Here is a 26,889-nt window from a genome sequence, read left to right on the forward strand (position 1 = left end):
AACTCCTCGTGACTTTGCTGCGGCTCAGGCGATCGACACGATCTTGAGGATCGTGTGATTCTGGCGGTGGCCGTTGCGGCGGCGATAATTGTGCCGGCGGCGCTTCTTGAAGACGATGACCTTCTCGCCCTTCGCCTGCGCGACGATTTCGGCGGCGACGGTCAGCTTGGCCGCGTCCTTCACGTCGCTGCCTTCGCCGGCGAACAGGACGTCATCCAGCGTCACCTTGTCGCCGGCCTCTCCGGCCAGCTTCTCGACGACGATCTTGTCTCCGGCGGCGACGCGATACTGCTTGCCGCCCGTGCGCACGACTGCGAACATGGCTCTTCTCTTCTCGTTCAAATCTGCTTTACGCAGATCGTCGAGGGACAATGCCCTGTTGGACCCGCGCGGGAATGTGGCCCGCTACTGGAATGACTCGCCGATGTCAACCGGCAAGCGCGGCATTCGGGGCTGGTTTTTGGCCTTGTCCGACCCTATCCTGGCGCGGCGAAGGGCCAGCAAAGGGACAATATCACGGATGACGCCAGCGCCGTACAGGAAGGACACCTTGGCCGGCCGGCTGCCGTTCATCCTGACCCTGTGGCTGTCGCTGGGCGTGGCCCTGCTGAGCGCGCTCGTGCCCCTGGGGCCGCCGTCCAGCCGGTTCACCGGCTCCGCCTTCAATCCGGCCACCACCGGCGTGGTGCTGAAGGCCCGCGCCCATGCGACCCCCCTCACCGTGCAGGCCATGGAGCCGGATGGCGATGGGCGCTCGCCGTTGCCGGCGCTCGCCGCGGGCGGGCCGGTGGCCATAGCGATGCTGCCGGGCGCAATCCCGCTGCGCCCCGGCGACCGATTCTCGCCCTCCTTGGTTTCTTTCCCGTCCTTTCACCTGCTGTCCCGCCAGCGGGCGCGGGCGCCGCCGGCCCTTTCCTGACGCATCAGGGCGGCCGTTTTAAGGCCGCCGTCAGGAAAAAGGAGCCTCTTCATGACCCGCAGAAGATCGCGACGCGGCGGCACGGGGCCGTCCCGCCGTCCGCCATGGTGGTTCATGCCGGCCGTCATGGCGGGACTGGGCGCGGCCGGCGCGCTGTTGTCGGCGGCGATGCTGACCGTCGCTGAATGAATAGGATATGCTGCCGATGGAGGGCGTTCCTCCATCGGCAGCCAGGGAAAGACACTCCATGCCCCATCACACGCCCCTGATCGGAACGATCGTCGCGGGCCTTGTCGTTGCCTTCGTCATGGGCGCCATCGCCCATCGCCTGAAATTGTCGCCGCTGGTCGGCTATCTGATCGCTGGAATCATGGTCGGGCCGTTCACGCCGGGCTTCGTCGCCAATGCCAGCCTGGCCAATGAACTGGCGGAAATCGGCGTCATATTGCTGATGTTCGGCGTCGGCCTGCATTTTTCGCTGCGCGACCTTCTGTCGGTGAAGAATATCGCGGTGCCCGGCGCCCTCGGCCAGATCGCGGTGGCGACGCTGATGGGCATGGGCCTGGCCTATTATATGGGCTGGCCGTTGATGGGCGGGCTGGTCTTCGGCCTGGCGCTGTCGGTGGCGAGCACGGTTGTCCTGCTGCGCGCCTTGCAGGGGGCGGATCTGGTTGAAACGCGCCGGGGCAGGATCGCCGTGGGATGGCTGATCGTCGAGGATCTGGTGATGGTGCTGGCGCTGGTGCTGTTGCCCGCGCTGGCCGGGGTGATGAACAATGCCGATGCGGGGGCCGATGCGGGGGCCGGAGCGGGGGCCGGTGCCTTGCTCGCGCCGCTGCTGGGCACGCTGCTCAAGGTCGCGGGCTTTGTCGCGCTGATGCTGGTGGTCGGCCGCCGCGTCATTCCCTGGGCGCTGCACTGGGTCGTGCATAGCGGATCGCGCGAGCTGTTCCGCCTGGCCGTGCTGGCGATAGCGCTGGGCGTGGCCTTTGGCGCGGCGGTGGCGTTCGACGTGTCCTTCGCGCTGGGGGCGTTCTTCGCCGGCATGATTTTGGGCGAGACGCCGCTCAGCCGCCGCGCCACGGAGGAGACGTTGCCGTTGCGCGACGCCTTCGCGGTGCTGTTCTTCGTTTCGGTCGGCATGCTGTTCAATCCGGCGGTGCTGGTCGAACAACCGCTGCCGCTGCTGGCCACGGTGGCGATCATCATCATCGGCAAGTCCATCGCCGCCTTCGCCATCGTCCGCGCCTTCGGCCATCCCGGCGACACGGCGCTGACCATCGCGGCCAGCCTGGCGCAGATCGGCGAATTTTCCTTCATCCTGGCATCCTTGGGGACGGGATTGGGCGTGCTGCCCGCCGAAGGGCGCGACCTGATCCTTGCCGGCGCGATCGTGTCGATCTTCCTCAATCCGCTGATCTTCTCCCTCATCGTGCGCGGGCACAAGCAGGAGGAGGTCGAGGAAGAGGCAGAGGCGCAGAAGGCCAGGGCCAAGCCGCGCATCGGCCATGTCATCCTGGTCGGCTATGGCCGGGTGGGCAAGCTGATCGCGGATCGGCTGGCGGAAAAGGGCGCGCATTTGGTGGTGATCGAAGCGGACTCCGACCGGGCGGAGGAGGCGGAGGAGACCGGCCTCACCGTCGTGCGCGGCAGCGCGCTGGAGGACCGGCATCTGCGGGCGGCCGGCATAAGCGAGGCTCGGCGCCTGCTGATCGCCGTGCCCGAAGGGTTCGAGGGCGGCGCGATCCACGAACATGCGCGCCATTTGAACCCCGACCTCCAGGTCATCGCCCGCGCCCATTCCGATGCGGAGGTCAGGCATCTGGAGGGGCTGGGCGTGCCCCATGTCGTGATGGGGGAACGGGAACTGGCGGCGCGGATGCTGGCCCTTTGCGGGGCGGGCTAGTCAGGAGTAAGGGCCGCTCCGTCGAAGGGCGGCCCTTTCCTGTTATCGGGGCTTGCGCGGACCGGGCCGCCTGGGGCCGCCCTTGAACGGGCGGGGGCTGTGCGCGGGCGGGCGGGGGCCGCGATCATTGGGGCGGCCCTTGCCGTGGCGGTTTTCGCGGGCGGCTTCGCGGGGCGTGCCCTCGACCTGCTCGAAGGCGATGTCCGCGCCCTCGTCATTGGCCTCTCCGGTCCGCTTCACCGAACCGATGAAGCGCGATACGATGGCGCGGGGGATTTCGAACAGGGTCTCGTTTGCGGCGATGCGGATCGCGCCGATGTCCTGCCGCGACACATGGCCGCGACGGCAGATCAGCGGCAATATCCAGCGCGGGTCGGCGTTCTGGCGGCGGCCGATGTCCATGCGGAACCAGACCGTGTCCTCGAAGCCGGGGCGCGGCCCGTCGCGGCGTTGCGGGGCTTCGCTGGCGTCCAGCAGTTCCTCCGGCGCGGGGAGGGCGGCGCGGGCGCTCCTCACCAGCATGGCGGCGATTTCCTTGGCCGATTTCGCCTCCAGCAGTTCGGCGCCCAGCGCCCAGTCCTGCTCGTCGAGGTCGGCGCGTTCCATCAGTTTCTCGCGCAGGCGGGCATTGTCCTGTTCCTGGATCGCTTCCTTGCTGGGCGGGGTGCCCCATTCGACCGGGATCTTCGCGCCGCGCAGCATGGATTCGACCCGGCGGCGGCGGGGATAGGGGACGATGAGGACCGCCGTGCCCTTCTTGCCTGCGCGGCCGGTGCGGCCGGAGCGGTGCTGCATCGTCTCCGCGTCGCGGGGCAGTTCGACATGGACGACAAGGCTGAGATTGGGGAGGTCGATGCCCCGCGCCGCCACGTCGGTCGCGACGCAGACGCGGGCGCGGCGGTCGCGCAGCGCTTGGAGGGCATGGTTGCGTTCATTCTGGCTATGCTCCCCCGACAGCGCCACCGCCGCGAAGCCGCGCTCGGTCAAGCTGGCGTGGAGGTGGCGGACATTGTCGCGGGTGGCGCAGAAGAGGATCGCCGTCTCCGCCTCATGATAGCGCAGCAGGTTGACCACGGCATTTTCGATGTCGGCGGGGGCGACGGTCACGGCCTGATAGCTGATGTCGCCATGGCCGCGCTCATCGCTGACGGTGGAGATGCGCAGCGCGTCCTTCTGGTAGCGCTTGGCGAGCGCCACGATCGGCTTGGGCATGGTGGCGGAGAAGAGGAGGGTGCGGCGGCCTTCGGGCGCGCCGTCGAGAATTTCCTCCAGATCCTCGCGGAAGCCCATGTCGAGCATCTCGTCGGCTTCGTCCAGCACGACGGTCTTGAGGCCGGAAAGGTCGAGCGCGCCGCGTTCCAGATGGTCGCGCAGGCGGCCCGGCGTGCCGACGACGATATGCGCGCCGTGGCTGAGAGCGCGGCGTTCCTTGGCGGCGTCCATGCCGCCGACGCAGGTGGCGATGCGGGCGCGGGCCTCGCCATAGAGCCATTCCAGTTCGCGGGCGACCTGCAGCGCCAGTTCGCGGGTCGGGGCGATGGCGAGGGCGAGCGGCAGGCCGGGAGCGGGGAGGCGGCTGGCGTCGCCCAGAAGTTCCTTCGCCATGGCCAGGCCGAAGGCGACGGTCTTGCCGGAGCCGGTCTGGGCCGAGACGATGAGGTCGCGGCCTTCGGCTTCCGGCTGGGTGACTTGGGCCTGGACGGGGGTCAGGCTTTCATAGCCCTTTCGCGTCAGGGCGCCGGACAGGAGAGGGGGGAGGTGTTCGAAAGACATTCTATTTTCCATCGGTAAAAGGCGACCCGCCATTCCCGACGGATACGAAGGTGACCTCAATGCGCTCCGGGGGTTTTTGGAGCCGGGGTGCAAGGTCATGCGCCCCGAAGTTCACACCGTTGTTGGGGGTGTCCCCGGCGGTGTTTGGAAATGCTGTGCTCCTGCGAAGGCAGGAGCACAGCATAGCATAAAAAGCGAAAGCCTCCTTCCCCATGTGGAGGAAGGAGGCTCCCCTATCTGTTTGTGCGTCGGATCAGACCGAGGCGACTTCCGCCACGTCGACCTTCACGCCCGGACCCATGGAGGAGGACAGGGCGATCTTGCGGACATATTTGCCCTTCGAACCCGACGGCTTCGCCTTGACGATGGCGTCGACGAAGGCGTCGAAATTCTTGCGCAGGTCTTCGGCCGAGAAGCTGGCCTTGCCGAGGCCGGCGTGGATGATGCCCGCCTTTTCGACGCGGAATTCGATCTGGCCGCCCTTGGCTGCCTTGACCGCTTCGGCGACGTTCGGGGTGACCGTGCCCAGCTTCGGGTTCGGCATCAGGCCCTTGGGACCCAGAACCTTGCCGAGGCGGCCGACCAGGCCCATCATGTCGGGGGTGGCGATCACGCGCTGGAAGTCGATATTGCCCGCCTGGATCGATTCCAGCAGGTCTTCGGCGCCCACCACGTCGGCGCCGGCGGCGGTCGCGGCTTCAGCCTTGTCGCCGCGGGCGAACACGGCGACGCGGACGTCCTTGCCGGTGCCGGCCGGAAGCGTGACGACGCCACGGACCATCTGGTCGGCGTGACGCGGATCGACGCCCAGGTTGATCGCGATTTCGACGCTTTCGTCGAACTTGGCGGTCGCGTGGGTCTTGATCAGGCCCAGCGCCTCGTCGACGCCGTGCAGCTTTTCCTTGTCGATGGCGGCGGCCAGAACTTTGGCCTTCTTCGTCAGCTTTGCCATGCTCTTAGCCCTCCACCACTTCGAGGCCCATCGCGCGGGCGGAGCCTTCGATGATCTTCGTCGCCGCGTCGATGTCGTTCGCGTTGAGGTCGGCCATCTTGGCCTGCGCGATTTCGGCGAGCTGCGAGCGCTTGATCTTTCCGGCAGTGACCTTGCCCGGTTCCTTCGAACCCGACTTCAGGTTGACGGCCTTCTTGATCAGATAGGTGGCGGGCGGCTGCTTCGTGACGAAGCTGAACGAACGGTCCGCATAGACGGTGATGATGGTCGGCAGCGGCGTGCCCTTTTCCATCTTTTCCGTCGAGGCGTTGAACGCCTTGCAGAATTCCATGATGTTCACGCCGCGCTGACCCAGCGCCGGGCCGATCGGCGGCGAGGGGTTGGCGGCTCCAGCGGGCACCTGGAGCTTGATATAGCCCGTAATCTTCTTGGCCATGTTCACTCACTCTGTTGCTGGGCGCGTCCGAGGATGCGCCCGGTTCAAGTTTAGCGGTATTGACGGATCACCGGAGCGATCCTCCCGCAGCTATTCCCGGTTTCCCGGAAATTCCTTTGCCGTCATGCCGCCTTTTCGAGAAGAAAGCGGGACCCCGGATCAAGTCCGGGGTGACGGATGTTGTTCTTACTTCGCCAGGCTTCCTATTTGGACAGTTCGACCTGTTCGAAGTCCAGTTCGACCGGGGTGGCGCGGCCGAAGATCGACACGGACACCTTGACCCGGTTCTTTTCGAAATCCAGTTCCTCGACCGTGCCGTTGAAGCTGGCGAAGGGGCCGTCCAGCACCTTGACGCTGTCGCCGATCTCGTAATCGACGTTGATCTTGTGCTTGGGCGCGGCCTCGGCGGCCTTCTGCGCGCCGAAATAGCGGGCCGCCTCCGCCTCGCTGATGGCCTGCGGCTTGCCGCTCGACCCCAGGAAACCCGTCACCTTCGGCGTGTTCTTGACCAGGTGGTAGATGTCGTCGTTCATCGCCAGCTTGGCGAGGACATAGCCGGGCATGAACTTGCGCTCGACCTGCACCTTCTTGCCGCGCTTCACCTCCGTCACGGTCTCGGTGGGGACTTCCACCTGCTCGACCAGTTGGGAGAGGCCCATGCGCTCGGCTTCGGACAGGATCGATTCCTTGACCTTGTTCTCGAAGCCCGAATAGGCGTGGATGATGTACCAGCGCGCCATGTTGCCGTCTCAAACTCCCACTAAGCGATTCACTGGGAAATCGCGGTAATCAAAAACTCTCAAGCCTGGCCGGCGGCGAACGCCAGCAGCCACTGGACGATCGCGCCGAAGAAGGTGTCGATGCCGAAGAAGAAGATGCCCAGCAGCGAGGTCATGATGACCACCATCACGCCGGTCATGATCGTTTCGCGGCCGGTGGGCCACACGATCTTCGACGCTTCGGCCTTCACCTGATTGACGAATTCGCCCGGAGAAACCTTCGCCATCGCCCGCACCAAATCCTTCCAACAAACACCAAAGCGCGAAGCAACAGTCCGCCCTCCCGATCCCGCCCTGTTCGGCGTCCGGGGGTGCGGCCGCGCTCCGCGACCCATATTTCTTCAAGCGCATCTAGCCGCGAAACCCCGATATTTCAAGGTTCGCGGCCAGGTCGCTTGGCAGGAGTGGAGGGACTCGAACCCCCGGCATTCGGTTTTGGAGACCGACGCTCTACCAACTGAGCTACACTCCTGCACTGGCCGGGGCCAGCGAAGGAGGGCGCTTTAGCGTGGCGGGCGGGGTTGGGCAAGCGGGAAACTTAAAGGAAATTCCCGCCCTTCATGATCCGCCTTACCCGGCCCTGCACGGGCATGCGGTCGAACGGAGTGTTTCCGGCCTGCGCCGCCATTTTCCCCGAATCGACGATCCAGGGCGCGTCGGGATCGATGAAGATCAGGTCCGCCGCGCTGCCCGGCGCGAAGCCGCCCGCGTCCACGCCCAATATACGGGCCGGATTGGCGCTGAGCAGGGTCATCAGCCGGTTGAGCGTCACATGCCCCTCCCGCACCAGGTTGAGCGACAGGGCGAGCAGCGTTTCCGCCCCCGCCATGCCCGGCGCGGCGTCGGCGAAGGGCAGGCGCTTGTCCTCCGGCCCGCGAGGGTCGTGGCTGGAGGTGATGACGTCGACCGTGCCGTCCGCGACCGCCGCGATAGACGCCTTGCGGTCATCCTCCGACCGCAGGGGGGGCGAGAGGCGGGCGAAGGTGCGGAAATCCGTCACCGCATTGTCGGAGAGGAAGAGATAGGCCGGGCTGATGCCGCATGTGACCTTCAACCCCTCCGCCTTGGCGGCGCGGATCAGGTCGAAGCCCGCCTTGGTCGTCACCAGCCGGAAGTGGATCGCCGCCCCGGTGGCGTGGGCCAGCATGATGTCGCGGGCGATGGCCATGGCTTCGGCGCAGGCGGGGGCGTGGGGCAGGCCGAGGCGGGTCGCGGTCTCTCCGCTGGTGGCGACGGCCTTGCCCGCCAGCCCCGCATCCTCGGCATGGGTGATGACGGTGAGGCCGAGGCCGGAGGCGTAGGAGAGGACGCGCATCATCACGCCCGAATCCGCGATCCACTGGCGGCCGGTGCCGACCGCCTTCGCGCCTGCCGCCTGCATCATGCCGATTTCGGCCAGTTCCGCGCCCTTGAGGCCCCGCGTGGCGGCGGCGATGGGGTGGACCCAGAAATCGGGTTTGCCGGCGCGGGTGGCCTGACGGATGAGGCCCGCGTCGTCCAGCGGGGAGGACTGGTCGGGCATCAGCGCGGCGCGGGTGATGCCGCCGAAATGGAAGGCGGGCTTGTCGGTGGCGAAGACGCCGAGGTCGATCAGGCCGGGGGCGACGACCAGGCCCTTGGCGTCGATGGTTTCGGCGTCCGGGGGGATGGCGACGTCGCCTGAGGCGAGGATGCGGTCATCCTCTATCAGGATGATGCCGGGGGTCAGGTCTTTGCCTGAAGGGTCGGCCAGTTTGCCGTTGGCGATGGCGAGTCTGGTCATTGCGCGTTCCCCCTGCCTTGCGCCTCGGGATGGGGCGGGAGATGGATCCCCGCCTTCGCGGGGATGACGAGGGCGGGGGCGGGGGTGGTGGTCGTCATGCCCAGCCCTCCACGCCGCGCGCGCCTCTGGTCAGGACGTCCAGGCAGGCCATGCGGATGGCGACGCCCATTTCCACCTGCTCGGTAATGGCGGAGCGGTCCGGGTGATCGGCGACGACGCTGGCGATCTCCACGCCCCGGTTCATCGGGCCAGGGTGCATGACCAGCGCGTCGGGCTTGGCGATGGCGAGCCGTTCCGGGGTCAGGCCGTAGAGCATGTGATATTCGCGGGGGGAGGGGATGAAGGCGCCGTCCATCCGCTCATTCTGGAGGCGCAGCATCATCACCACGTCGGCGCCCTCCAGCCCCTCGTCCATGCGGCTGTAGGGGGTCGCGCCCAGCATCTCGACCTCCGGCGGCATCAGCGTGGGCGGGGCGACGGCGCGGACCTGCGCGCCCAGGGCGGCGAGGCAGAGCATGTTCGAGCGCGCCACCCGGCTGTGCAGCACGTCGCCGCAGATCGCGACGACCAGCCCTTCGAACCCGCCCTTGCGGCGGCGGATGGTGAGCGCGTCGAGCAGGGCCTGGGTCGGGTGCTGGTGCCAGCCGTCGCCTGCGTTCAGCACTGGGCAGTCGACCTTGTCCGCGATCAGCGCCACCGCGCCGGAACTGGCGTGGCGGATGACGATCACGTCGGCGGCCATGGCGTTCAGCGTCATGGCGGTGTCGATCAGCGTCTCGCCCTTCTTCACGCTGGAGGTGGCGGCGGCCATGTTGACGACGTCCGCGCCCAGCCGCTTGCCCGCAATCTCGAAGGAGAGGAGGGTGCGGGTGCTGTTTTCGAAGAAGGCGTTGATCTGGGTCATGCCCGCCAGGCGGTCGTCATGCTTGCGCGCGCCGCCCCGGTTGCTCTTCGCCCAATGTTCCGCCTCATCGAGGAGGAAGCGGATTTCCCAAGGCTTCAGGTCGGCGATGGACAGGAGATGCCGGTGCGGAAACAACGCCCGGCCGGTCAGGTCGGACTGGGCGGATGGAACGGTGATGTCGGGCATGAACCGATCCTTTAGGCGAGGGTGGGGGAGAGGGCAAGGCATGGCGGCGCATGCCGTTTCACCCCCGCCCGAACCACCGCCCCAGCAGCGCGCCGTCCCGGATCACTTCCCGCGCCGCATTATGGCCCGGCGCGCCGGTCACGCCGCCGCCCGGATGCGTGCCCGCGCCGCACATGTAGAGGCCCTTGAGCGGGCCGCGATAGTTGCCGTGGCCCAGCACCGGCCGCGCCGCCCATAGCTGGTCCAGCGTCATGTTGCCGTGCATGATGTCGCCGCCGACAAGGCCGAATTTCCGTTCCAGGTCGAGCGGGGAGAGGATGTCGCGGGCGATCACCGACCGGGCGAAGCCGGGCGCGTGGGCGTCGACGGTGGCGATGACGTGATCCGCCGCCGCCTCGCGTTCGTCGTCCCAGTTGCGGCCGTCGGGCAGGATCGGCGCGAATTGCTGGCAGAAGAGGCTCGCCACATGGCATCCCGCCGGGGCGAGGCTTTCGTCCACGGTCGAGGGGATCAGCATCTCGACTATCGGTTCCCTCGACCAGCCCTCGCGCTTCGCGTCCATATAGGCGCGGTCCATATAGTCCAGCGTCGGCGCGATGACGATGCCCGACTGGTGATGCTCGCCCAGGCCGGGCAGGCAGGCGAAGTCGGGCAGCGCCGACAGCGCGACGTTCATGCGGAAGGTGCCCGACGCCGCCCTGAACCCCCTTATGCGCTTCAGGAAATCGGGCGGCAGGTCGGCGGGGTCCATCAATCGTTCGTAGAGCAGTTTCGGCCCGACATTGGCGATGACGGCCCTGCCCATCACCTCCTCCCCGCTTTCCAGCCGGACGCCCACGGCCCGCGATCCGTCGACCAGCACGGACGCGACCGGCGCCTCCAGGCTGATCTCCACGCCCAGGTCGCGCACCACCTGCGCCATGATGCGGGTGATCGTGCCCATGCCGCCGACGCAGTGGCCCCAGGCGCCCTTCTTCCCGTTCACCTCCCCGAAGACATGGTGCAGCAGCACATAGGCGCTGCCCGGCGCGTCGGGGGAGGCGTAGTTGCCGACCACCGCGTCGAAGCCGAACGCCGCCTTCACCGCCTCGCTCTCGAACCAGCCGTCGAGGAAGCCGCGCACCGACCGGGTGAACAGTTCCAGCACGTCGCGCTGCTGTTCCAGCGTCAGGCCGCCGATCCGCCGGCCCTGGCGCAGCGCGGCGACGACCATCGCCAGCCCGTCGCCGGCATTGGGCGGGGTCTTGAGCGTCATGTCGCGCAGCAGGTCGGCCACCACCTCCAGCGCGTCATAATAAGCGGGGAGGGCGGCGGCGTCCTTCACGCTGAACTTCGCGAACTCCGCCTGGGTCCGCTCCAGCCCGCCGCCCAGCTTCAGATAGCGGCCGTCCGGCTGGGGGAAGAAATTGCTGATCGGCCGTTCGAGCACGCGATAGCCATGTTCGACCAGCCGCATGTCGCTTATCACCTTGGGGTGGAGCAGGCTGACGGTATAGCTTGCCACCGAATTGCGGAAGCCGGGGTGGAACTCCTCCGTCACGGCGGCGCCGCCGACGATGGCGCGGCGTTCGAGGATGCGCACCCGGTATCCCGCCCGCGCCAGGTAGAAGGCGCAGACCAGCCCGTTATGCCCGCCGCCGATGATGACCGCGTCATAGGCCCCGGTCATGCCGCCCGGCTCCATCCAGGGGCGGGGGCGCGACGCAGCCGGGCCTGCGGAATGATGCGCCGCATCCGCGCGCAGAAATGGCGGAGCGCCACCTCCTGCGTCGAAAGGGGGCCGACGGTGAAGCTGTCGGAGGAAAGGCCCGCCTGCACCCGTTCCAGCAGGGCGCGGTCCTCCGCATTCACGCGCCGGTTGATCCGCCAGTTGAGGTAGCGGGCGGCCTTCATTTCCCGGCGCTCGTCAGGGATCGCATAGGCAACCTCCCGGATCAGCGATCGGGTGGGGGACAGCGGCAGCCACTGCATGAAGTCCACCTGGTCGGGATATATGTCGAAGGCGATATTGGGCCACAGCCTGAAATAGGTCCAAAGCCGCTGCCGCTCATCCCCCAGATGCGGTATGCGCGGCAGGAAATGCTGATAGGCCCGTTCCGACAGCTTGGCCGATGGCCGGCGCAGGATCGGCGCGCTCATCCGGTCGGCATGGGCGGCGGCCTCCACCCGATAGCCCGCCCCCATCAGCCGCCGCAGTCCGGGATGCGCCACGGCGACATGCAGCGCGTCGGCATAATTGTCGCCGACGATCTTCCAGTTCACCGCACGGGGGCGCAGCGTCACCCGCCCCATGGCCCGCAACTCGCCGAAGCGGTGGGCCGCGATCTCCTGAACATAAGGCACCATCATCTCCGCAACGGAGGGGCCGCCGTCATCCTCCAGCCTGACGAAGAGAAAGCCGTGGAAATTCTCGACCTCCACGGCGTGGAGGCCATGGCGGGCGCGGTCGAGGCCGTAGCTTTCCTCCAGCGGCACGCCGGACAGCCGGCCCCGATCGTCATAGGTCCAGCCATGATAGGGACAGGTGAGCGTCCTGGCGCAGCCCGCGGCGGCGTCGACGATCCGCGCGCCGCGATGGCGGCAGACATTGGCGAAGGCGCGGACGAGACCATCCCCGCCCCGCATCAGGATCACGCTTTCCCCGATATAGTCGAGCAGGCGGAAATCGCCGGGGGCGGGGATGTCGCTTTCATGCGCCACGATTTGCCAGGAGGGGCGGAATATCCGGCGCCGCTCCAGATCGAAAAATTCGGGATCGCGATAGGTCTAGGCCGGCAGGCTCCATGCCGCGTCCGGATCCTCCCCTTGCCCATCATCCGTCACTATCGCGCGCCTGCCCCAGCCGATATATTTTACGCATGTATAACATACGGCGCCTTTCCGGCAATGGCGGCGATCGGATCGGTCCTGGGGCCGATCGACATTCAGCCCATGGCGACGGGGGTCGGGACCGGCCGGTCCATCGCCTCAGCCCGCCGCCGCCAGGCGGGCCTGGGCGTCCGCCGCGCCGTAGCGGCGGGCGAGCACCGCGCAGGCCATCAACTGTATCTGGTGGAACAGCATGACCGGCAGCAGGATCGGCCCCACCGCGCCGGCGGGGAACAGCACCCCGGCGATGGGCACCCCCGTCGCCAGGCTTTTCTTCGATCCGCAGAATTGCAGCACGATCGCATCCTCCCGCGACAGGCCCAGCAGCCGTCCGAGCAGGAGGGTGAAGACCAGCACGACCCCCAGCATGGCGATGCAGGCCGCGGCCAGCAGCAGCAATTCGCCGCGCGACACCGTCTGCCACAATCCCTCCACCACCGCCGCGCTGAAGGCGGCATAGACCACCAGCAGGATCGACCCGCGATCCACCCGCCCCAGCATCGCCCTGTGCCGGCTGACGAAGCCGCCGATCCATGGCCGCGCCAGATGGCCGACGATGAAGGGCAGCAGCAGTTGCAGCACGATGTCCTCGATCGAGGAGAGCGAGATCAGGCCGCCCGTCCCGCCCCTTTCCATCGTCAGCGCGACCAGCAGCGGCGTCAGCGCGATGCCCAGCAGGTTGGAGAAGGATGCGCTGACCACCGCCGCCGCGACATTGCCCCGCGCGATGGCGGTGAAGGCGATGGAGGATTGCACCGTGGAGGGGAGCAGCGTCAGGAACAGCAAGCCGGCGCGCATCGATGGCGGGATCGCCGTCGCCTGCTGGGTCGCCAGGCCGATCAGGGGAAAGACCGCGAAGGTCGTTCCCAGCGTCGCCAGGTGCAGCCTCCACGCCCTGGCGCCGTTCCAGATCGCCTGCCGCGACAGCTTCGCGCCGTGCAGGAAGAAAAGCAGGACGATGCCCGCGTCCGCCGCCGCCCCGGCGAGGCCGGCGGCCTCCCCGCGCGCGGGCAGCAGGGACGCGAGCGCCACGGTGCCGATCAGCAGCAGCAGGAAAGGGTCCAGTATCTCGCGCAGGCGTTGCATGGGTCGCCTTTAGGCAGGACGGGCGGAAAAGGATAGACGCGCCCGCGCAGATGCGCCAACAGTCGCGACGAACCACAAGGCCCGTGCAAGGGCGGAAGAACAGCAAGGAGGCTCCGGTCGTGAGCGAAGGGATAGCCATTGTCGAGAACCAGGGCGTCATCGAAATCCACATCGACCGTCCCGACAAGAAGAACGCGCTGACCGCCGACATGTACCGCGCCATGACCGCCGCGCTGGCGGATGCGTCCGCCCGGGACGAGATCGGCGCCGTGCTATTCGCGGGGAAGGGTGACGCCTTCTGCGCGGGCAACGACCTCAACGACTTCATGTCCGGCCCGCAGGGCGGGGAGGCGGCCTTCGCCTTCATCCGCGCCATCGCCAATTTCGGCAAGCCGGCGGTCGCCGCCGTGCAGGGGTTGGCCGTGGGCGTGGGGACGACCATGCTGTTCCATTGCGACCTGGTCTATGCGGCGCCCGACGCGCGCTTCACCATGCCCTTCGTCAATCTGGGGATCGTGCCGGAGGCAGGCTCCAGCCTGCTGGCTCCGGCGACGATGGGCTATGCCAAGGCGGCGTCGATGCTGCTTCTGGGCGAGCCGATGGATGCGCAGACCGCCGACCATGCGGGCTTCGTCACGGCGATCGTTCCGGCCGATGCGCTGCTGGACCATGCCCGGAAGAAGGCTGCGCTGCTGATGACCAAGCCGCCCGGGGCGCTCGCCGCGACCCGCCGCCTGATGAAGGGCGATCCGGCGGTGTTGAACCAGCGGATCGAGGAGGAGGCGCGGCTGTTCAGGGAGACGCTTGCCTCCGACGAGGCGCGGGAGGCGTTCGCCGCCTTCTTCGAGAAGCGGGCGCCGGTGTTTCGCCGCTAGGGTGTGTGGGGATTCAGTTCAGGGCGCGGCGAAAATAGTGGATTTCGAGAACTGGCGCGCAGCGTACTTCAGTACGTGAGCACCGGAAGCGCAGAAAGCCGCTATTTGCAGCCCGCCATGGACTGAATCCCCACACACCTAGTCACCTGAATCTGAAGTTCGGCTCATTGTTTTTTGGCAGAATCGTTTGACGGCGGCGAGGATTTCGTCGGCGGATTTGACCCATTTGTAGGGCTTGGGGTTTTCGTTGTGCGCCGCGATGAATGCGGTGATGTCGGTCTCAAGTTCAGCGGTTGATCGGTGGACACCGCGCTGCAACTGCTTGCGGGTCAGTTCTGCAAACCATCGTTCGACCTGATTGATCCAGGACGCCGAAGTCGGTGTGAAGTGAGCATGCCAATGCGGGCGGCGTGCGAGCCAGGCCTTGATCTTTGGCGTCTTGTGGGTCGCATAGTTGTCCATCACGAGGTGGACGTCTGGCCCCTTGGGGATCGCGGCGTCGATCCGCTTGAGGAAGTCGAGGAACTCGGTTGCCCGATGGCGCTTGTAGCATTTCCCGATCACGGCGCCGGTGGCAATGTCGAGCGCGGCGAACAGGGATGTCGTGCCATTGCGGACGTAGGTATGGGTGCGCCGCTCAGGAACCCCCGGCGCCATGGGCAAGACCGGCTGCTCGCGATCCAGCGCCTGGATTTGCGATTTTTCATCCACGCACAGCACGATCGCCCGGTTCGGCGGCGACATGTAGAGCCCGACTATGTCCTGCACCTTGTCGACAAATAGCGGATCGGTGGACAGCTTGAATGTCTCGGACCGGTGCGGCTGCAGGCCGAACGCGCCCCAGATCCGGCGGATGGTGGTGTGTGACAGCCCGGACTTGGCGGCCATGGAACGGATCGACCAATGCGTGGCGTCCTTGGGGGTCGTGTTCAGCGTACGCTCGATCACCTGAGCTACTTGCGTGTCAGATACTGTTCGTGGCCGACCCGCACGATATTCGTCAGTCAGTCCTTCAATGCCAGCCTGCACGAACCGGCGGCGCCATTTGCCAACCGTGTGCTCGTGAACGCCCAGGCGTTCGGCGACTTCCTTGCTCTGCAGCCCTTCTGCACAAAGCAGGACCATCCGGCATCGATCAGAGAGTGAACGCGGCGCTTTGTGGCGGCGGACCTGAGCTTCGAGAAAACGCCGGTCATCTCCGCTCAAGACAACCAAATCCGCCCGTCTGCCCGCCATCACATTAACCTCCGTCTGATCTACAAGGGCTTATACAATGAAGCTTACTTCAGTTCCAGGTGACTAGGCCGTAAACTCACAATGGCGGGGATTTGATTTAACGCGCAATGCCCTGAGGCCTGCCGAAGCGGATTTCGCTGACGATCACGGCGGCGACCACCAGCGCGCCGCCCAGCAGGGCGCTGGCGGGCAGGCGGTCGCCCGCGATCCAGCCGATCAGGCCCGCCCAGACTGGCTCCCCGGCATAGATCAGCGTGGCGCGGGTGGCCGACACGCTGCGCTGCGCCCAGTTCATCGCGAGCTGGATCAGCGCCGTCATCAGGCCCAGGCCGCAGGCCGACAGAATGACGATCCAGGAAAAGGGCGGGATCGCCTCTCCGGCCGGGACCATGCAGGCGAAGGCGAGCAGCGACGTCACCGCCAACTGGATGAACGTCACCCGCGCCACGTCGACGCGGCCCGCCCACAGGCTGATGAAGATGATCTCCAGCGCGATGGCGAGCGTGCTGATGAGCGTCAGCGCCTCCCCCTGGCCGAGCGACAGCCCGTCCTTCGGCGCGGCGATCAGCAGCAGGCCGGCGAAGGCCAGCGCCACGCCGATCCAGCTCGCCAGGCGCGGCCGCCTGCGCAGGACGATCCATTGCAGGATGGGCACCAGCGGCACATAGGCGGCGGTGATGAAGGCGGATGTGCTGCTGGGGATCGTCCGCAGCCCCCAGGTCTGGAGCGTATAGCCGGTGAAGATGCCGACGCCGATCATCGTCCCCGCCAGCCATTCCCGCTGCGTGACGCCGCGCAGGACGGGCCAGGCGAGCGGGAGCGCGATCAGCGCCGCCGTGCCGAAGCGCAGCCCGACGAAGAACAACGGCCCGCTGTGCCGCATCGCCTGGTGCACGATCAGGAAGGTGCCGCCCCACAGCAATGTGATGCCGATCAGCGCCAGTTCCGGGCGTCCGATCATCAGTCGGGAGGGGGCGGGATGTCGGGACGCGGCGCACATGCCGTCGCTGGTGCGGCCGATGGACGCCAAGGTCAAGCGCCGCGCCCTTCGCGGGCCGTCACTCCTTGCTGATGTCGTTGCCCGCGCGTTCCATGGCCGCGCCGACGTCCTGCTTGGCTTCGCGCGCCTCCCGCTCCGCATCGCGGGACGCATTGTCCATGGCCGCGCCCAGTCGGTCGGACCCTTCGCCTATCGCATTGCCCGCCGCGTCCAGGCCCCGGTCGATCCTGTCGCCCGCCCGGTCGACCGTGTTGCCGACGTCGCTGCCGATCGCGGAGCCGGCATTTTCCAGATTGTCGGCCGCCTTTTCCGAACAGGCCGACGCGCCGAGCGTGGCCAGCGCCGACATGGCGGCCAGGAATTTTGTGCGCATGGATTCACCCTTGTCTTGCCTTCAACACAGGGGTGATAAGCGCTCCCGCGGCGATAAGGTTGCGCGACGGCCCTTCACCGGCCGCGCAGGCCGAACACCATGGACCTGTCCTGATCGGGGATCAGCCCCTCCAGCACGCGCCAGAATCCGGTGACGGAGCCTTGCCCCGCCTGGGCGTAGGCGGCGGCCATCTTTTCCCGCAGCGCGCGGAACAGCTCCGCCTCCAGCGCGACGCCGGCGGGGCTGAGCCGCAGCAGTTTCTGCCGCCGGTCGCTGGCGCCCTGCCGCGTCTCGATATAGCCCTGCTCGATCAGGTCGTTGAGCACGCGGCCCAGCGACTGCTTGGTGATGGCGAGCAGGCGCAGCAGGTCCTTCACCGTCAGGTCGGGCTGGCGCGAGATGAAATAGAGCGCGCGGTGATGCGCCCGGCCCAGCCCCTGCGCGGCCAGCCCCTCGTCGATCGAGCGGGTGAGCGCGGAATAGCCGAAATAGAGCATCTCTATGCCCCGCCGGATCTCATCCTCGCGCAGGAACAGCGGCGAAGCGGGCGCGATCTGGGATGTGGGGGCGGGGGTCGGGGAATGGGGCGCGGACATGCCGGTCGGTTCCAGGCTGAGAGGAAGGGGCGGCGCGCATATTGGCGGTTCCGGAAAATAATGACTAGGCTGTATCGACATTCAGCCCTGGCGGCCTGCAAATCGCGCTTTTCTGTGCTTCCGGTGCTCACCTACTTTGAGTAGGCTGCGCGCCGGGTCACGGAAAATCACCATTTTCGGCTCGCCATCTTCTGAATGTCGATACAGCCTTAGGCTTTCCTTTCGCGCAACAGGCGCTATATGGCGGTCCGCGCCGGCGGTGTCCGGCCCATGCTGGGGCGTAGCCAAGCGGTAAGGCAGCGGTTTTTGGTACCGCCATGCGCAGGTTCGAATCCTGCCGCCCCAGCCACTATTTTGGCCCATTATGACCAACAAGGTCTCCCCGCGATGCGACGCGCTGCGGATTCGGGTCGCTAGTCCTGTTCCGGCCTGGCATGGACGAGGCCGTTCAGGAAAAGATCGACGACGGACGCCACGAATTGGCGCCGCTCTTGCGCATCCGGCGGGTCGCGCAGGCCAAGCATGACGTGCAGATGCATGTTCCCGCGGATCATGCTGACGAAATGATCGCCCGCTACGGCGCAATCGTCGGTCTGGATCTCTCCGCGCGCCTTGGCCGCCCTGAGCACGTCCGCGAGCGTGGCGCCCGCGCGTCCCGGGCCGAGATCATAGAAGCGCCGCACGAGTTCGGGAAAGCGGGCGCATTCGGTGATCGCGATGCGGTAAACGCCCAGCAGGGCAGGTGACATGTAGATGTCGATCAGCCGGCGCCCGAAGTCGAGCAGCACCTCCTCAAGTTTCTGGCCCGCCGCATTGTCGATCGCCAGCGGGGCCAGCGCCTGGCCGGCCTGTTCGGAGACGATCGCGGCGAACAGCCCCTCCTTGTTGCCGAACTCGGCATAGATGTTGCGCTTCGAACCGCCCGTCCGCTCGATGATGTCGTCGATGCGCGTCGCGGCATAGCCCTGTTCGAAAAAGATCTTCGCCGCAACGGCAAGCAGCTCGTCGCGACCGACCTTGATGCGGCCCCGGCCCGGCGTCTGGCTCACTGGCACGTCTCCTTCCCTCGCCTACGCCATTGACTGGTAATTGGGATTACCCTATGGGTCAATGGTAATTCCTATTACCGGAGATTTCATGGCCAGCGCTGACGGGAAGAAGATTGGCATGCTGCTATGCGTCGCGGCCGCGAGCGTCGCGCTGGGCGCGTGGGTGTGGGGCGGCAGCGGCGCGGATATGTCGTTTCGGTCGCGGTGAGGGACAATCAGGCCGTCCGGCCGGGCGATATTTTGTTCCGCATCGACGATCGCGACTATCGGGCCAAGCTGGCGCAGGCCGAAGCCAATGTGAAGGCAGCCCAGGCGCGGCTGGCGAACAGCGGCGAAGACATACGGTTGCAGCATATCCTGGTCCGTCAGGCGGCGGCGCAGCGCGGCGCGGCGGTCGCCGACCTGGGTCTTGCGCGCAGGACGAGCGATCGCCGTAACGAATTGATCGACGGCGGCGCCATCAGCCAGGCGCAAGTCGACGAAAGCGAGACGGCGCGATCGCGCGCGGAGGCGGGCGTCTCCGTCTCGACCGCTGCAATCGATGCCCAGCGCCAGCGTGTCGAGCTTCTGGGCACGCAGCGCCAGGCAGCCGTCGCGGCCCTTGCGCAGGCGATCGCCGCGCGCGATCTGGCGCGCATCGACCTGGAAAATACGGTGGTGCGCGCGCCGATCGCCGGCGTCGTGGGCAATCGGCAGGTTCGCGTCGGTCGGCTCGTCGCGCCCGGCGCTTCGCTGCTCGACATCGTTCCCGTTGCCGATCTCTACGTCGTCGCCAACTTCAAGGAAACGCAACTGGAGCACATCCGCCCCGGACAGGGCGCGCGGATACGCGTCGACGGCTATCCCGACGTCGTGATCAAGGGCGTCGTCGACAGCCTCGCGCCCGGCAGCGGATCGGCATTTGCCCTGATCCCCACGGACAATGCGACGGGCAATTTCGTCCGCGTCGTGCAGCGCGTGCCGGTGAAGATCCGAATCCAGCGCAACCCGCTTCCCGGACGGCTGGTCCCAGGCCTGTCGGCACGGGTCGAAGTCGAGCGGGGCGCAAGGTCATGACCGCCCTCGCTGCCCCGGCGGCGGCGCCTTTTAGGGCCGCGACCGGCCGGCTCCTCGTCGCCGGCATCATCCTTTCCAGCCTGACGGAAGCGGTCGCGGGCACGTTGCTGGCGCTGGGCCGCGCCGACATCATCGGAGACACCTCGGCCACGCCCGACGAGTTCGCATGGCTCGACGTCGGATATACCGCGTTCAAGTTCATCGGCTTCGCCTTCGCGCCCTGGCTCCTGACCCGCATCGATCCGCGCCGGTCGCTTTTGGTGGCCACGCTGGCGATGGGCGCGGCGTGCGCGGGGGCGGCGTCGACGGCCGAGCTCGATTTCCTGATCGTCCTGCGGATGGTTCAGGGGATCGCCGGGGCGACCTTGCTGATCAGCGGACAGGCGATCCTGTTCTGGAACTTCCCCGCGGCGCGCCAGCCGATCCTGCAGGCGATGTTCGCCATGGGATCGGTCGTTGCCCCGGCGACCGCGGCGCCCCTGTTCGAAGGATGGCTGGTCGACAATCACGACTGGAGGTGGATTTTCTTCGCGATCCTGCCGCTTTCCCTGGGCGCTGCGGGCTTGCTGCTCATCGCCGATCCGACGCCCGCCCGGCCCGCGCCGCCGCGCCGGCTGGACTGGGTCGGCCTGCTTGGGCTGGGCATGGCGCTGTCCTGCGTCACCTATGTGCTGACCCAGGGAAGCCGATGGGACTGGTTCGAGGCGAGCCGGATCGGCTGGATGACCGCTGTCGCCGCGGCCGGACTGCTGCTGTTCGCGGTCCGGCAATATCGCGTGGGGAGCGCCGGAATTCTCGATCCTTCGGCCTTCAGGACGGCGGATTTCGCCTTTGCCTTCTTCGTCAGCTTCATCGCGGGCGCGGCGCTGTTCGGCAGCGGCTTCGTGATTCCGGCCTTCGCTGTATCGGTGCTGGGCTTCACGCCGACCGAGGCGGGCGCGCTGCTGCTGCCGAGCGGCGGCTGCTTCCTCGCGACGCTGCTGCTCGCCGCCTGGCTGATGCAGGCCCGCGGAGTGCCGCCGGTGGCGACGGTGCCCTTCGGCATCCTGTCGATCATGACGGCTATGTGGATGCTTTCCGGCTCGAACGGCCAAAGCGGCGCCGCCGACATGATGCCGGCGGTCCTGCTGCGCGGTTTCGGCCTCGGCTTCCTGTTCCTTTCCATCATGCTGATCGCGTTCGGCAAATTGCCCCCGGCCAGCGTCGCGTTCGGCATCGGCATCTTCAATATCGGGCGCCAGCTCGGCGGGCTGATCGGCGTCGCGGCGCTCCAGACCTCCATCGATGACGGGATGGTCCATAACCAGGCGGTGCTGGGTGCGGCGATCCATGCGGGATCGCCCGCGCTCGCCGAACGGATCGGGGCGACGACCGACCTGCTGGTATCGCGCGGCGTCGAGGCGAGCGTGGCCGCGAAGGCCGCGACCGCGATGGTCGGCCGCGCGGTCGGCGGGCAGGGCGCGGTGATCGTTTTCGACACCGCCTTCACCCTCGTCGCCTTGCTTTTCGTCTTCGGCGCGCCGTGCATCCTGGCGTTCAAGATCCTGCTCGCCAAGACGATGGGGAAACCGAAATCCTTTCCAGCAGAGGCAAGATCATGAAGAGGCAGCGACCCGTGAAAATCGCGCTGGCGGCGGTTCTCGCCGCCGGTCTGGCGGGCTGCGCGGCGGTCGGCCCCGACTATCGGCGTCCTGAAATCGCCGTCGGCGAAAGCTGGGTCGGGCAAGCGAGCGGGGAAGCCGTCGACGGCGCCTGGTGGCGCAAGTTCAATGATCCGTTGCTGACCGAGCTTGTCGAAGCGGCGATCGCGGGCAACAAGGACATGGCCGAAGCAGGGGCGAGGCTGCGCGAGGCGCGCGCCAATCGCGACGCGGTCCACGGGCGCGAACTGCCGCAGGCCGGGGTTTCGGCGATCGCGACCGAAAGCCGGCTCAGCGAAAATGGCCAGTTGCCCGTCGGCAAGGTTCCGGGGCTGGGCCGCGGCCTTTCGATCTACGATGCCGGTTTCGACTCGTCGTGGGAGATCGACCTGTGGGGCGGAACGCGCCGGGCGATCGAAAGCGCCGAGGCGCGCGCGGAGGCGGCCGAGGAGGCGCGGCGAGGGACGGTCATCCAGGTCGTCGCAGAGGTTGTCCGCTCCTATATCGACCTGCGCGCCGCACAGGCGCTGCGCGCCAACGCGGTCGTCGAAGCGCGGGGGCAGGGCGACATAGCGCGGCTGGTCGGCGAGCGGCTGCGCGTCGGGGCGGCTTCGCGTGCCGATTTCCTGCGCGCCGAAACGCAGGCGCGGTCGACCGCGGCGACGATCCCCGCCCATGAGAGCGACGAAGCGGCGGCGGCCTTCCGTCTCGCGCTTCTCGTCGGGCAGCCGCCCGAGGCGCTGCATGAGCGGCTGAGGCGGGTCGCGCCCATGCCCGCGGCAAGCCTGGACGTCGCCGCCGGCCTGCGGTCTGACCTCCTGCGCCGTCGTCCCGATGTTCGCCTTGCCGAACGCGGCCTGGCCGCGGCGACCGCCGATGTCGGAGTCGCGACGGCGGAGCTTTTCCCGCGCTTCTCGCTGATCGGCGGCATCGGGCTGCAAGCGCGGGAGCCGGGCGATCTCCTTTCCGACAGCAGCCTGCGCTTTCAGTTCGGCCCGTCGCTGCGCTGGCCGATCTTCTCTGGCGGGCGCATTCGTGCCCAGATCCGCGCGGCGGACGCTCGTGCCGAGGCCGCGACGGCGCGCTACGAACGGGCGGTGCTGACCGCGCTCGCCGACAGCGAGACGAGCATCAACCGCTACGCCTCGGCGGGCCTTGTCGGCGTCGAGCGCGCCGCGGCGCGCGACGCCGCAGCGGAGGCGGTCGAACTGGCGAGGCGACGGTACGCGGCGGGCGAGGAGGATCTGACCGCCCTGTTGCAGGCGCAGCTTGCCTACAGTGCGGCCGATCGCCTGCACGTGCTGGCGCAGGCGGCGCGACTGCAACAACTGGCCGCGCTCTACAAGGCGCTGGGCGGCGGCTGGGAAGCGGTCGGGAACGGGCCGGCCTGACGGCGCGAGGCATTTTGCGCCGCGTGGCCGTCCATCCCGTCACGCACGGCGCGCCGGCCGGATCTCTCCCTTGTCGCCTCAACGTCCTGCCGGGCTATGCCGACATGCCGTAGACCTGGCCGCCATTGACCATCAGCAACTGGCCGTTCACCCAGTTGCTCCAGGGCGTGCACAGCATGAAGATGGCGCCTGCCGCTTCGGCGGGCGTGGCCGGGCGGCCGAAGGGAACCGATGCGGGGATGCTGTCGACCGCCTTTTGCGAAAGGCCGAGCTGGATGCGCTCGCCGCCGAGTTCCAGCACATTATCCTCGCTTCGCAAGCCGCCCAGCCGCGTATCGACCGAACCGAAGCCCACCGCATTGACGTTGATCAGATGTTCGCCCCATTCCTTCGCCAGCGACTTGGTCAGCCCGACCAGCGCCGCCTTCGCCGCGGCGTAATTGGCCTGGCGGACGCTGCCCATCACGGCGGTCGAGGCGACATTCACGATCTTGCGGAACACCTCCCGCCCCGCCGCCCGTTCGGCCTGGGCTGCCTTGATCATATGCGGCGCGGCGGCGCGCAGGATGCGGAACGGCACGGTCGCGTGGATCGCGAGCATCCGGTCCCATTCCTCGTCCGTCATCCGTTCGGCGCGGGCATTGAGGACATAGCCGGCATTGTTGACGATGATGTCGATCGCGTTCCAGCGGTCCATCGTCGCCTCTATCAGCGCCTCCGCCATGCCGGGCTGGACGAGGTCGCCGGCGAAGACCATCGTTTCCCCTTCCAATTCCCGCGCCGTCCGCTCGGCCGCTTCGCGATCCGCGTCGCAGATCACGACGCGCGCGCCATGCTGGCACAGCAGTTCGGCCGTGGCGCGGCCGATGCCCCGCGCAGCGCCCGTGACGATCGACACCCTCCCTTCGACTATGCGCTCCATTCCGTCCTCCCTGCCATGGAACCGCCCCTCAAAGAAGCAATCCGCCATCCACCACCAGCGTGTGCCCGATCACATAGGAGGCGAGGGGCGAGGCGAGGAACAGCGCGGCCGACCCCAGTTCCGAAGGCTGTCCCATCCGCCCCAGGGGAATCGCGGCAAGAGTGCGGTCCAGCCGCCCGGGATGGTCGGTGGTCACCTTCGTCAGCTTCGTCGCGACCATTCCCGGCGCGATCCCGTTGACGCGGATGCCGTCCGGCGCCCAGGCCTGGCCCAGGGTCCGGGTCAAGCCGATGGCGCCCGCCTTGGACGCGGCATAGGCCGGATTGCCGCGGTTCGCCTGATAGCCCGAAATCGAGCTGACGATGATCAGCGATCCCGCGCTGTCCCGAAGCGCCGGGCGGAAGGCGCGGGCGCACGCCATCAGGCTGTCGAGATTGACGCCCATCACCCTGTCCCAGCCGTCGCGTTCGAATTCGCCGCGCCCATATACCACGGTGCCCTGGCACAGGACGACGACGTCGACCGCGGGAATGTCGCGCGCCGCCCGTTCCACGCCGTCCCAGTCGGCCGCATCGACCTGGCTGTAGAGCAGTCCGGCCAGATCGCTGCCTTCGGACGCGGAATAGTCCGCCGCGTCCGGCCGCGTGCCCCAGACCAGCACCTGCGCCCCCGCGTCGAGGAAGGCGCGGGCGATGCCGTTGCCGATGCCGCTCGACCCGCCCACGACAAGCGCGGTCTTCCCCGTGAAGTCCAGCGGGTTGGCGCCGGTCACGCCATGGCCCCCGCGCCGTGGCGCTCCGCCGCGCGGGCCTGCTGCTCATGGCGGATATAGGCGGGGAACATGTCGCCGCACGGTTCGACATTCTTCAGGATTTCGCGGGCGAGCGTCACCTTGTGGACCTCCGTCGGGCCGTCGGCCAGGCCGATGTGGAAGGAGTTGATGACCCATTCCGCAAAGGGCATCTCATGGCTGAGGCCCAGCGATCCGTGGATATGCAGGGCGCGGGCGGCGATGTCGTGCAGCAGCTTCGGCATCGCCGCCTTGACCGCCGCGACATTGGCCCGGATGGCGCGCCAGTCATGCCCCTGGTCGGCAAGCCATGCGGTTTCCAGTATCAGCAGCCGGAACTGGCGAAGCTCTATCCAGGAATCGGCGATCTTCTCCTGCACCATCTGCTTCCTGGCCAGTTGCTCCCCCTTGGTGAAGCGGGAGACGGCGCGTTCGCACATCATTTCGAACGCGCGCGTCGCCTGGGCCAGGGTGCGCATCGCATGGTGCATGCGCCCGCCGCTCAGCCGGACCTGCGCCACGACGAAGGCGTCGCCGCGCCCGCCCAGCATATTGTCCGCCGGGACGAAGACCCGGTTCCAGCGCACATGCGCATGCCCGTCCTCCGGCTCGCCGTAAAAGCCGTAGTTCCGGACGATCTCTATGCCGGGGGAATCGGCCGGGACGATGAACATCGACATCCGGCGGTGCGGATCGGCGTCGGGATCGGTCACCGCCATGACGATGTAGAAGGCGGCCCAGCGGGCGTTGGAGGCGAACCATTTTTCCCCGTCCAGCACCCATCCGCCATCCACCTGCGTCGCGGCCATGCGCATGACCAGCGGGTCCGCCCCGCCCTGCGGCTCCGTCATGGAGAAGCAGGAGACGATCTCGTTCGCCAGCAGCGGCTCCAGATAGCGTTTCTTCTGCTCGGGCGTCCCGTAATGCGCCAATATCTCCGAATTGCCGGTGTCGGGCGCCTGCGCGCCGAAGACGATGGGGCCAAAGCGCGAGCGGCCGAATTTCTCGTTCATCAGCGCCAGCTTCAGCTGGCCATAGCCCTTGCCTCCGAGGTCCGGTCCCAGGTGGCAGGCCCACAGGCCGCGCGCCTTGACCTTCGCCTGCAGGGGCCGGACCAGCCGTTGAAATTCCGGATCGTGGATGTTCCACTGGCTGCCCAGCAGATGGTCGAGCGGTTCGACCTCTTCCCTGACGAAATGATCGATCCAGTCGAGTTCGGGTTGAAACCCGGGATCATTGGCGAAACTCCAGCTCATGGCAGCTCCTGGATGCGGCCGAGGGCCCGTTGGAAAAGATTGATCGAGGTTTCGTGCATCCAGCGCGCGACGCCCATGTCGGCCAGGCCGCCGCAGGCGCGGGCGTAGCTGCCCTCCTGCAATATGCCGAGTTTGAAGCAGGCGAGGACGACGAACCAGTTGTAATGCGTCATGTCGCGGCCGGTGAGGGCGGCATAGCGTTCCACCAGTTCGGCTTCGGTGGGAAATCCCAGCCACGGTTCGACGGGCAGGCAGCCCGGATGGGAGCCGTCGGGGTCGGTCCAGGTGGCGAGCAGGCAGCCAAGGTCGATCAGCGGATCGCCGATCGTCGCCAGTTCCCAGTCGACGATCGCCAGCAGCGCCGCGCCGTCATGGGAAAAGAGGAGGTTGCCGACGTGGAAGTCGCCGTGGACGACGGCGGGCCTGAAGTCCCGCGGAAGATGGGCGTCCAGCCAGGCGGCGAGGCGTTCGGCGGCGGCAAGATCCCTGCGTCCGTCCCAGCCCGCATATTGATCGTAGCTGTCGAGCTGGCGCAGCCAGCGCGATGCCTGCCGCTCCAGGAAACCTTCCGGCCGGCCGAAGCCGTCAAGCCCGACGGCGGCGGGATCGACCGCCTGGAGCCTGGCCAGGGCGTCGACGATCTCCAGCCCCATGGCATGCTGCACGTCGGCGTCGCCGGCATGAAGATCGGGCATGCCCCGCGTCGCGGCGAAGCCGTCGACCGCCTCCATCAGGTAGAAGGCGGAACCGAGCGGCTCGCGATCCAGGCATGCGGCGACCAGCCGGGCATGGGGCACATCCGTGTCGGCAAGGGCGCCGAGCACGCGGATTTCCCGCTGGATCGTCTTGTCGCCGTCCAGATAGGGGTTGGGCGGAGGCCGCCGCAGGACATAGGAGCGGCCGTCCCGCACGAAGCGAAGCAGGATGTTCTGGGTGCCGCCCTGGAGCGCGACGGGATGCTGCAACGGCCCCCGGCCCAGGCCCTGCCCGTCCATCCACGACCTCAGCCGGTCGACCGGGACCAGGCGTTCCTGATCCCCGGCCCAATCCCCGGCCCGGTCCCCGGCTGCGCCTGGCGGCGGCGTTTCGGACGGGAATCTCACCGCTTGCACATCCTCTCCTGCCTTTTCGGCC

The 26,889-nt window shown here is 67.5% G+C and carries 26 protein-coding genes, 2 tRNA genes and 1 pseudogene; 8 read left to right on the forward strand and 21 right to left on the reverse strand.

The window, feature by feature from the left end; genetic code table 11:
- Positions 1 to 24: 24 nt before the first annotated feature.
- Positions 25 to 321 (reverse strand): 50S ribosomal protein L21, encoded by a 297-nt coding sequence (rplU, locus tag SIDU_RS01250; protein WP_007683601.1) that lies wholly within the window; start codon positions 319 to 321, stop codon positions 25 to 27.
- Between the two features lie 229 nt (positions 322 to 550).
- Between rplU and SIDU_RS01255 the strand changes: the two genes are divergently transcribed.
- The 3 genes from SIDU_RS01255 to ybaL are packed head-to-tail and all read left to right on the forward strand — an operon-like array spanning position 551 to position 2,825.
- Positions 551 to 919, forward strand: coding sequence for a hypothetical protein (locus SIDU_RS01255; RefSeq protein WP_007683604.1), 369 nt, complete (start codon positions 551 to 553; stop codon positions 917 to 919).
- Positions 920 to 970: 51 nt separating this feature from the next.
- On the forward strand, positions 971 to 1,108 hold the full coding sequence (locus tag SIDU_RS19745; RefSeq protein WP_007683605.1) for a hypothetical protein: 138 nt from the start codon (positions 971 to 973) through the stop codon (positions 1,106 to 1,108).
- Positions 1,109 to 1,166: 58 nt separating this feature from the next.
- The gene (gene ybaL / locus SIDU_RS01260; protein ID WP_007683606.1) at positions 1,167 to 2,825 is read left to right on the forward strand and encodes a YbaL family putative K(+) efflux transporter; all 1,659 of its coding nucleotides are present in this window, start codon (positions 1,167 to 1,169) and stop codon (positions 2,823 to 2,825) included.
- A 42-nt stretch (positions 2,826 to 2,867) separates the two neighbouring features.
- Here ybaL and SIDU_RS01265 read toward each other — a convergent pair whose 3' ends face one another.
- The 11 genes and pseudogenes from SIDU_RS01265 to SIDU_RS01315 all read right to left on the reverse strand — a co-directional run bounded on the left by SIDU_RS01265 (position 2,868) and on the right by SIDU_RS01315 (position 13,571).
- Complete coding sequence (locus tag SIDU_RS01265) at positions 2,868 to 4,598, reverse strand: DEAD/DEAH box helicase (RefSeq protein WP_007683607.1); 1,731 nt, start codon at positions 4,596 to 4,598, stop codon at positions 2,868 to 2,870.
- A 253-nt stretch (positions 4,599 to 4,851) separates the two neighbouring features.
- Positions 4,852 to 5,550 (reverse strand): 50S ribosomal protein L1, encoded by a 699-nt coding sequence (rplA, locus tag SIDU_RS01270; RefSeq protein WP_007683608.1) that lies wholly within the window; start codon positions 5,548 to 5,550, stop codon positions 4,852 to 4,854.
- Positions 5,551 to 5,554: 4 nt separating this feature from the next.
- A complete protein-coding gene (gene rplK, locus SIDU_RS01275) occupies positions 5,555 to 5,986 on the reverse strand; it encodes a 50S ribosomal protein L11 (protein ID WP_007683609.1) in 432 nt (143 codons plus the stop codon).
- A gap of 203 nt (positions 5,987 to 6,189) precedes the next feature.
- Positions 6,190 to 6,726: a transcription termination/antitermination protein NusG gene (gene nusG, locus SIDU_RS01280; protein ID WP_007683610.1), complete on the reverse strand. Its 537-nt coding sequence runs from the start codon at positions 6,724 to 6,726 to the stop codon at positions 6,190 to 6,192.
- A 59-nt stretch (positions 6,727 to 6,785) separates the two neighbouring features.
- Entirely contained in the window at positions 6,786 to 6,992 is a 207-nt protein-coding gene (gene secE / locus SIDU_RS01285; RefSeq protein WP_007683611.1) for a preprotein translocase subunit SecE, read from the reverse strand.
- A 169-nt stretch (positions 6,993 to 7,161) separates the two neighbouring features.
- Positions 7,162 to 7,237, reverse strand: a tRNA-Trp gene (locus tag SIDU_RS01290).
- A gap of 66 nt (positions 7,238 to 7,303) precedes the next feature.
- The gene (locus SIDU_RS01295; protein ID WP_007683612.1) at positions 7,304 to 8,527 is read right to left on the reverse strand and encodes a dihydroorotase; all 1,224 of its coding nucleotides are present in this window, start codon (positions 8,525 to 8,527) and stop codon (positions 7,304 to 7,306) included.
- A gap of 94 nt (positions 8,528 to 8,621) precedes the next feature.
- Complete coding sequence (locus SIDU_RS01300; protein ID WP_007683616.1) at positions 8,622 to 9,617, reverse strand: aspartate carbamoyltransferase catalytic subunit; 996 nt, start codon at positions 9,615 to 9,617, stop codon at positions 8,622 to 8,624.
- Between the two features lie 58 nt (positions 9,618 to 9,675).
- Positions 9,676 to 11,286: a phytoene desaturase family protein gene (locus SIDU_RS01305; protein WP_007683617.1), complete on the reverse strand. Its 1,611-nt coding sequence runs from the start codon at positions 11,284 to 11,286 to the stop codon at positions 9,676 to 9,678.
- Positions 11,283 to 12,440: pseudogene (locus SIDU_RS01310) on the reverse strand (aromatic ring-hydroxylating oxygenase subunit alpha). Before SIDU_RS01310 ends, SIDU_RS01305 begins: the two are co-directional and overlap by 4 nt.
- 144 nt (positions 12,441 to 12,584) lie before the next feature.
- The gene (locus SIDU_RS01315) at positions 12,585 to 13,571 is read right to left on the reverse strand and encodes a bile acid:sodium symporter family protein (RefSeq protein ID WP_007683621.1); all 987 of its coding nucleotides are present in this window, start codon (positions 13,569 to 13,571) and stop codon (positions 12,585 to 12,587) included.
- Between the two features lie 119 nt (positions 13,572 to 13,690).
- Here SIDU_RS01315 and SIDU_RS01320 point away from each other — a divergent pair, with 119 nt between their 5' ends.
- Positions 13,691 to 14,446 (forward strand): enoyl-CoA hydratase, encoded by a 756-nt coding sequence (locus tag SIDU_RS01320; protein WP_007683622.1) that lies wholly within the window; start codon positions 13,691 to 13,693, stop codon positions 14,444 to 14,446.
- A 138-nt stretch (positions 14,447 to 14,584) separates the two neighbouring features.
- Here SIDU_RS01320 and SIDU_RS01325 read toward each other — a convergent pair whose 3' ends face one another.
- The 4 genes from SIDU_RS01325 to SIDU_RS01340 all read right to left on the reverse strand — a co-directional run bounded on the left by SIDU_RS01325 (position 14,585) and on the right by SIDU_RS01340 (position 17,651).
- Entirely contained in the window at positions 14,585 to 15,682 is a 1,098-nt protein-coding gene (locus tag SIDU_RS01325; protein WP_007683624.1) for an IS630 family transposase, read from the reverse strand.
- 97 nt (positions 15,683 to 15,779) lie between these two features.
- Positions 15,780 to 16,718, reverse strand: coding sequence for a DMT family transporter (locus SIDU_RS01330; protein WP_007683626.1), 939 nt, complete (start codon positions 16,716 to 16,718; stop codon positions 15,780 to 15,782).
- Between the two features lie 22 nt (positions 16,719 to 16,740).
- Positions 16,741 to 17,055, reverse strand: a complete 315-nt coding sequence (locus tag SIDU_RS01335; protein ID WP_007683627.1) for a hypothetical protein — start codon at positions 17,053 to 17,055, stop codon at positions 16,741 to 16,743.
- Between the two features lie 74 nt (positions 17,056 to 17,129).
- Positions 17,130 to 17,651 carry a MarR family winged helix-turn-helix transcriptional regulator gene (locus SIDU_RS01340; protein ID WP_007683629.1) on the reverse strand — a complete coding sequence of 174 codons (522 nt, stop codon included), beginning with the start codon at positions 17,649 to 17,651 and terminating at the stop codon, positions 17,130 to 17,132.
- Positions 17,652 to 17,925: 274 nt separating this feature from the next.
- On the opposite strand from SIDU_RS01340, the gene SIDU_RS01345 reads away from it, so the two are divergent.
- Positions 17,926 to 18,000, forward strand: a tRNA-Gln gene (locus tag SIDU_RS01345).
- Between the two features lie 64 nt (positions 18,001 to 18,064).
- Here the strand turns inward: SIDU_RS01345 and SIDU_RS01350 are convergent.
- Positions 18,065 to 18,700: a TetR/AcrR family transcriptional regulator gene (locus tag SIDU_RS01350; protein WP_007683631.1), complete on the reverse strand. Its 636-nt coding sequence runs from the start codon at positions 18,698 to 18,700 to the stop codon at positions 18,065 to 18,067.
- Between the two features lie 126 nt (positions 18,701 to 18,826).
- Here SIDU_RS01350 and SIDU_RS01355 point away from each other — a divergent pair, with 126 nt between their 5' ends.
- The 3 genes from SIDU_RS01355 to SIDU_RS01365 are packed head-to-tail and all read left to right on the forward strand — an operon-like array spanning position 18,827 to position 22,787.
- A complete protein-coding gene (locus SIDU_RS01355) occupies positions 18,827 to 19,756 on the forward strand; it encodes an HlyD family secretion protein (protein WP_007683632.1) in 930 nt (309 codons plus the stop codon).
- Positions 19,753 to 21,357: an MFS transporter gene (locus SIDU_RS01360; protein WP_007683633.1), complete on the forward strand. Its 1,605-nt coding sequence runs from the start codon at positions 19,753 to 19,755 to the stop codon at positions 21,355 to 21,357. Before SIDU_RS01355 ends, SIDU_RS01360 begins: the two co-directional genes overlap by 4 nt.
- A 14-nt stretch (positions 21,358 to 21,371) precedes the next feature.
- Entirely contained in the window at positions 21,372 to 22,787 is a 1,416-nt protein-coding gene (locus SIDU_RS01365; RefSeq protein WP_007683634.1) for an efflux transporter outer membrane subunit, read from the forward strand.
- Between the two features lie 94 nt (positions 22,788 to 22,881).
- Here the strand turns inward: SIDU_RS01365 and SIDU_RS01370 are convergent, their stop codons facing one another.
- The 4 genes from SIDU_RS01370 to SIDU_RS01385 are packed head-to-tail and all read right to left on the reverse strand — an operon-like array spanning position 22,882 to position 26,858.
- Positions 22,882 to 23,709 carry an SDR family NAD(P)-dependent oxidoreductase gene (locus SIDU_RS01370; RefSeq protein WP_007683635.1) on the reverse strand — a complete coding sequence of 276 codons (828 nt, stop codon included), beginning with the start codon at positions 23,707 to 23,709 and terminating at the stop codon, positions 22,882 to 22,884.
- A 28-nt stretch (positions 23,710 to 23,737) separates the two neighbouring features.
- Complete coding sequence (locus SIDU_RS01375; protein WP_007683636.1) at positions 23,738 to 24,481, reverse strand: SDR family NAD(P)-dependent oxidoreductase; 744 nt, start codon at positions 24,479 to 24,481, stop codon at positions 23,738 to 23,740.
- A complete protein-coding gene (locus SIDU_RS01380; protein WP_007683637.1) occupies positions 24,478 to 25,755 on the reverse strand; it encodes an acyl-CoA dehydrogenase family protein in 1,278 nt (425 codons plus the stop codon). Before SIDU_RS01380 ends, SIDU_RS01375 begins: the two co-directional genes overlap by 4 nt.
- Entirely contained in the window at positions 25,752 to 26,858 is a 1,107-nt protein-coding gene (locus SIDU_RS01385) for a phosphotransferase family protein (RefSeq protein ID WP_007683638.1), read from the reverse strand. The genes SIDU_RS01380 and SIDU_RS01385 overlap by 4 nt, the downstream gene beginning before the upstream one ends.
- Positions 26,859 to 26,889: the final 31 nt, after the last annotated feature.

Origin of the sequence: Sphingobium indicum B90A (assembly GCF_000264945.2) — a bacterium.
Classification (GTDB): domain Bacteria; phylum Pseudomonadota; class Alphaproteobacteria; order Sphingomonadales; family Sphingomonadaceae; genus Sphingobium; species Sphingobium indicum.